The sequence below is a fragment of the Kitasatospora sp. NPDC036755 genome, from assembly GCF_040636595.1.
Taxonomy (GTDB): domain Bacteria; phylum Actinomycetota; class Actinomycetes; order Streptomycetales; family Streptomycetaceae; genus Kitasatospora.
This window is the reverse complement of sequence record NZ_JBEZUT010000434.1, coordinates 1-5841: the sequence shown is the minus strand read 5'-3', so window position 1 is coordinate 5841 and position 5841 is coordinate 1. Positions and strand designations below refer to the sequence as shown.

Sequence of the window (5841 nt, the reverse complement as noted above, 5' to 3'; positions counted from 1 at the left end):
GGCCACCGTCCGGCTGGCGCGGGCGAGTTCGGCGTAGCTCCAGGCGCCGTCGGCGTCCCGGACGGCCGGCGCGCCGGGGCGAGCGGTGGCGGTGGCGTCCAGCAGGTCGACGACGAGGGCGCCGTCGCCGTCGCCGTCGCCGTCCGGACCGGCCCCGGGCCAGGGGGCCGTCGGGTGCGTGGTGGCGGCGGGGTGCGGCCGCTCCGCCGCTGCCGCGGCGCTCATGCGCACCAGCCCGAGGGATCGGTGATCTCGACCACCGCGCTGGTGCAGCTGTAGCCGGTTCCGCCGCCGACCAGCAGCACCCGGTCGCCGCCGTCCAGTTCGCCGGTCTCCAGCAGCTCGTTCAGGCCGGCGACGTGGTCCCCCGCGCCCAGGTGGCCCACCTCGCGGCAGAACTCCCAGGTGGAGCGCTTCTCGTCGATGCCCAGCCGTTCCAGCTGCCAGCTCATCCGCTGGTGCCCGGTCGCGTTGAGGACCACCCGGGCGATGCGCTCGACCGGGGTGTCGGCCTCGGCCAGCGCGGTCCGGACGGACTCCGCCGCCACCTCCGCGGTGCGCAGTGTCGCGGCCCGCATGTTGCGGTGCTCGCGGAAGTGCTCCTCGGTCCGGGCCCCCAGGTCCACCGGGCGGTCCGCCGCGTCCGGGCCCGGGCGGAACCCGGTGCCCCGGGGGAGCCCCTCCAGCGAGTTGTCCACCCTGGTCACGGTGGAGAGCAGGCGTCCGACGGCGTTCTCGGGGCAGGAGCTCAGCACCAGCGCGGTGCCCCCGTCGCCGTAGACCATGCCCCGTTCGGCGCGCCAGCGGTCGAAGGCCGGCGGTGCGAAGCGGTCGGCGGTGGTCAGCAGCACGGCCTCGTCCCGGCCGGGTTCGCGGGCCCGGAGCTGCCGGGCCGCCAGCTCGATCCCCGACAGTCCGGCGTTGCACTGCTGCAGCAGCTCGAAGGCGGGCACCGCCGGGCCGACGGTGTGCTGCGCCACGTACGCGGCGGACGGCCACAACTCGGCGCCCTGGAACCACAGGTAGCTGTGCAGGACGGTGCCGACCAGGTCCGCCGAGCGGCCCGCCCGGCGCAGTGCGGTGCGGGCCGCCCGGACCGCCATCTGCGGTGCGGCCAGGTCGTCCGGCCCGCCGGCGGTGGCCGCGCTGACCGAGTCGATCCGGTTGACGGCGTGCTCCTCGGCGTCGTAGCGGCCGTCCGCGACCGCCGCCGCGGCGTCCGCGCGGTCGGCCAGCCAGACACCCGTGCCGGCCAGGTACACCTGCTCCCAGCGCATGTCTCTCCGATCTCCGGCCCCGTGGCAGCGCTCTGCCGGGGCGACTGTCGGTGACGATGCTGCCGTTCGCCGCCTGTCGCGCGGTTGCCGTCCACTGGCGCCCGGTCGGTGCGGCGCTGGTGCCCGGCTGACGGCCCGCGGGCGGCCGGCTGACCGGCCGGGGCGGGGCCGCTGACCGCCCACGGGCGGGCGACTGAACGCCCACTGAAGGCCGGCCGCGCCGCGCTCCGGTAGCACCGCGGCTCCGCTGCGGCTCGGCTCCGGCCCCGCTGCGGGCGCCGTGGCACGCCGGTGCCCGGCCCCGCGTGGGCGGGAACCGGGCACCGGGCGGGACCGTGCGCGGGCGGTCAGGGGGTGAGGCGCAGGCGGTCGTGGGCGGCCGCGTCCACGGCTGCCGCCCCGTAGGGCCAGGCGAGGCTGTCGCCCCGGGCCCAGAGCGCGGTCTGGTCCGTGTAGGTGTCCGCGGTGGCGTGGCCGGAGGCGCCGGTCAGGTTGATCCAGCGGGAGCGCTCGAAGTCCCCGAGGTCCACCACCATCCGCATCGAGGGCACCCAGATCACCTCGAACCCCTTGCGCGGGTCCCAGCCGTTGGCCAGGACGGTGTCGGTGCCGCCGCCGACGCCGATCGGGTCGGCGTTCAGCAGCCACTGGAGGGGGGCCGGGCCGGCGGTGCCCAGGGTGGGGCTCTCCAGCGTCAGGGTGTGCAGGGCGCCCCAGCGCCACTTCCGCGGATCGTCGCCGAGCCGCTTGCGCAGGTCGGTGGCCGCCTGCTCCATCGCCCGGCGGAGCATCGCGTCGCGGCCGTGGACGGAGGGGTCGGTGGTGCTCGTCCACCAGAGGCTGTCGGGCTTGTCGAGGAGGCCGCGGACGACGTCGAACCAGTGGCCGCCGCCGTCCGGGTAGGCGTAGCTCTTGACCCCGGCCCGGCTGAGCCGGTCGGTGAACGCCTCCTTCAGCAGTTCGCGCCAGACCGCGTTGAAGTAGGCGGCCGGTGCCGAGTCGGCGCCCTGGGTGTAGTCCCAGCCGCGCAGCAGGGCCTGGGCGGGCTCGGCCTGGGCGTCGACCTGGACCCGGAGCAGGGCGGGCGCCAGGGTGGCGGCGTTGCCGTTCCAGGTGTCCTGGGTGATCCGCTCCATCGCCGCGACGTCCAGCTTGCCGGCCTGCTCGATCAGTTCGGCGATTCGCCGGCTGCGGTGGCCGGTGCCCCAGTCGCTGCCGATCAGGTGCGGGTAGTCCGGGCCGACGACCGCGTTGTTGGCGGTGACGATGTAGCCCTCCGGCGGGTTGAAGCTGGTGGGCAGCTGGTCGAAGGGCAGGTAGCCGGTCCAGTCGTAGGTGCCGGTCCAACCCGGGACGGGGCGGCGGGCGTCGCCGGCCTTGCGGACCGGGATCCGGCCGGGGGTCTGGTAGCCGATGTTGCCGGCCGTGTCCGCGTAGATCATGTTCTGCACGGGGGAGGCGAAGGCCGCGGCGGCGGCGCGGAAGTCGTTCCAGTCCTTGGCCCGGTCCAGGGCGAAGAGGGCGTCGAGGGTGGGGGCGGGGTCGAGGGCGGTCCACTGCATGGCCACCGCGTAGCCGTCCTGCTCGCCGTGCGGCGGGACGTCCGGTACCCGGCCGTGGTCGGCGACCTCGTCGGCGGACTTGAGGACGTCCGAGATCAGCGGGCCGTGCAGGGTCGAGCGGACGGTCAGGTCGACCGGGCGCCCGCCCGCCACCTTGATGGTCTCCTGGCGGACGGTCAGCGGCAGCTGCTGCCCCTCGTGCTCGTAGCCGGAGCCGCTGACCCGCTCCACGAACAGGTCGGAGTCGGCGGCGCCGAGGTCGGTGAAGCCCCAGGCGATGTCGGCGTTGTGGCCGATCACCACGCCGGGCATGCCGGCGAAGGTGAAGCCGCTGACGTCGTACCCGCAGTCCGGGCCGATCCGGTTGCAGTGCAGGCCGACCTGGTACCAGATGCCGGGCAGCGAGGGCGTCAGGTGGGGGTCGTTCTCCAGCAGCGGCTTGCCGGTGGTGGTGCGACTGCCCGCCACCACCCAGGAGTTGGAGCCGATGCCGGTGCCCTGGGGGCCGAGGACGGCGGCCAGGACGGTGCGCACCTCCGCGCTGTCGGCGAGCGCGGCCGAGGCCGCGGCGGGGACGGGGGGAGAGGTGGGGGCGGCAGGGGCGGCGGTCGGGTCGGCCGCCGGCGTGGCCGTGCCGGCCCGGTCGGGGACGATCGGCGTCCAGCGCTGGTAGTCGTAGGGCGGGAAGAGGTCGTCGGTGGCACCCTCCGGCAGGTCGGCGGGCAGCATCGCGTGCTCGAACTGGTCGATCATGCCGGTGTTCAGGTTCCAGGCCATGGTCTTCAGCCAGGAGACCGAGTCGGCCGGCGTCCACTGCTCGGGGCGGTAGTCGTCGGCGACGAAACCGAGCACGGGGTACTCCACCGACAGCTCGGCGCCCTCGTGCTTCGCCAGGTAGGCGTTGACGCCGTCGGCGAAGGCCCGCAGGTACTCCTGGGTCTGCGGCGACAGCATCGTCACCTCCTGCTCGGCCACCCGGTACCAGCCGAAGGTGCGCGCCACCTTGTCGGTCTGCACCTCGCCGGGGCCGAACATCTCCGCGAGCCGTCCGGCGGTGACGTGCCGTTGGACGTCCATCTGCCAGAACCGGTCCTGCGCCTGGGCGTAGCCCTCGGCGAGGAACAGGTCGTGGGCGGTGTCGGCGTAGATCTGCGGGATGCCGGAGGCGTCGCGGACGATCCGGGCCTCGCCGTGCAGCCCCTGCACGGTGGTGCTGCCGGACAGCTTCGGCATCGAGCGCTGGACCGTCCAGTACGCGTAGCCGGCCAGGCTGCCGGCGGCCACCAGGACCAGGGCGGTGAGGACGGCGGCGGTGCGCCTGGCGATGCGCAGCACGCGGCGGCGCCGGGGGAGCAGCGCGGGCTCGGGCCCGGGGTCCGCGACGGCGACGGCGGCCGGGGCGGTGCCGGGTTCGGCGGAGTCCGCCGCCGGCCGGGGCTCGGCGGCCGGACGCGGATCGTCCGGCGGGGTGGTGTCGGTGTGGACTGTCACGGGGCGGTGCTTCCTTGTCTCGACGGGGTCCGGCCATGGCAAGTGCCGCCGCGCGCGCGGGAAGGCGCGGGCGCGGCGGCGGGGAACGAGCAGGGGGAGAGCGGCGGAGCGCGGCGCCGGGGACGGGGAGCGCGACGGGCACGGAGAAGCCGAGCAGGATGCGCACGACTGCCGGCGGAACGGCGGAACGGTGGTGCGGCGGAACGGTGGTGCGGCAACAGCGGTGATGCGGTGAGCGGCAGGAGGCTCAGCGGGCCAGTCGGGCCGGTCCGCCGCTCCAGGGGCCGTGCGGAGCCGCGCCGGGCGCGGGCGCCGGGGCGGGCGTCCGGCCGACCAGGGCCAGGTGCGGCCGTCCGGGGGCCGGCTCGTGGCGGTACGCGGCCGGGGTGTCGAAGCGCGGGTCGGCGTCGGCCGGCCGGGCGGGGACGGGTCGGGTGAGGTGAGCGGTGTCGTCGGGGCGGGCCCGGACGAGCGGGTCCGGGCGTCCGGCGAGGATCGCCTCCTCGATGCCGCGCAGTTCCGGCCCCGGCAGCAGGCCGAGGTTCTCCATCAGGGTGTGCCGGGCGCGCTGGTAGGCGGCCAGGGCGTCGGCCTGCCGGCAGCCCCGGTAGAGCGCGATCATGAGCAAGGCCCAGAGCCGTTCGCGGTACGGGTGCTCGGTGGTGAGGACGAGCAGGTGGGGCACCAGCCACGCGTGGCCGCCGAGTTGGAGCGCGAGTTCGGCGTGCTCCTCGACCACCGCGAGCCGCAGCTCGGCGAGCCGGGCGCGTTCGACGTCGAGCAGCGGGCCGCTGACGCCGGTGAGCGCGGGGCCCTTCCAGGACGCCAGGGCGGTGGACAGGGTCCGCTCGGCTGCGTCGGGCTGCCCGGCCGACCGCAGCGAACGGGCGTCCGCCACCGACTGCTCGAACCGGCCGAGGTCGTACTGCCGGGGAGCGATGGAGAGCCGGTAGGAGGCGCCGACCCTGGTGAGGAGGCCGCCGGAGGTGCGCGGCGCCCGGTCGGGCTCGAAGAGTCTGCGCAGCTTGGAGATGTACGCCTGTACCAGGTTGGCGCCGTCCGTCACGGTGGCGTCGCCCCAGATGCCGTCGATCAGGTGGTCGCGGCCGACGGGGGAGCCGGCGCGCAGCAGCAGGGCGGCGAGCAGGGCGCGTTGGCGGGGGGCTCCGAGCGGGAGTTCGACGCCGCCGCGCCAGCCGCGGACCTCACCCAGCAGTTCGAAGCCGAGGTCGTCCGGGCAGGTGGTCGGAAGGGGTGGAGTGGTCATGGCAGCCTCCGCCGAGCCTGGACCGTCGGGTGGTGGCTCGGACGCAGTCGAGGGAACTGGTGCGGGGTCGGGGTCCGGGGGGCTTGGCCGGGGAGGGCTGGGCCGGGGTCAGGGACGGGACGTACCCGGTCGGGCCGGACTGCGGTGCCGGGCGGGCCGGCGCCGGTTCACCACTGCCAGCCCATGTCCTCGGTGCTCGCGGTGCCGTGGCCGGTGCCGGCGGCGGTGGTGGGGCCGGCGGCAC

General features: G+C 75.8%; 4 protein-coding genes. All 4 read right to left on the bottom strand.

Annotation, left to right across the window (positions count from 1 at the left end; genetic code table 11):
* Positions 1-225: hypothetical protein (locus tag AB0E96_RS37300; protein WP_359830686.1), on the bottom strand; the 225-nt coding region annotated here is incomplete at its 3' end.
* Positions 222-1277, bottom strand: a complete 1056-nt coding sequence (locus AB0E96_RS37295) for a ketoacyl-ACP synthase III family protein (protein ID WP_359830683.1) — start codon at positions 1275-1277, stop codon at positions 222-224. The genes AB0E96_RS37300 and AB0E96_RS37295, both read right to left, overlap by 4 nt.
* Positions 1278-1624: 347 nt before the next feature.
* Positions 1625-4330, bottom strand: coding sequence for a penicillin acylase family protein (locus tag AB0E96_RS37290; protein ID WP_359830681.1), 2706 nt, complete (start codon positions 4328-4330; stop codon positions 1625-1627).
* A gap of 247 nt (positions 4331-4577) precedes the next feature.
* Positions 4578-5597 (bottom strand): AfsR/SARP family transcriptional regulator, encoded by a 1020-nt coding sequence (locus AB0E96_RS37285; protein ID WP_359830678.1) that lies wholly within the window; start codon positions 5595-5597, stop codon positions 4578-4580.
* Between the last annotated feature and the right edge of the window lie 244 nt (positions 5598-5841).

Bases quoted from the DNA above. Each gene is read 5' to 3' on its own strand.
- AB0E96_RS37285 (WP_359830678.1), bottom strand. From the start codon at position 5,597: ATGACCACTCCACCCCTTCCGACCACCTGCCCGGACGACCTCGGCTTC.
- AB0E96_RS37295 (WP_359830683.1), bottom strand. From the start codon at position 1,277: ATGCGCTGGGAGCAGGTGTACCTGGCCGGCACGGGTGTCTGGCTGGCC.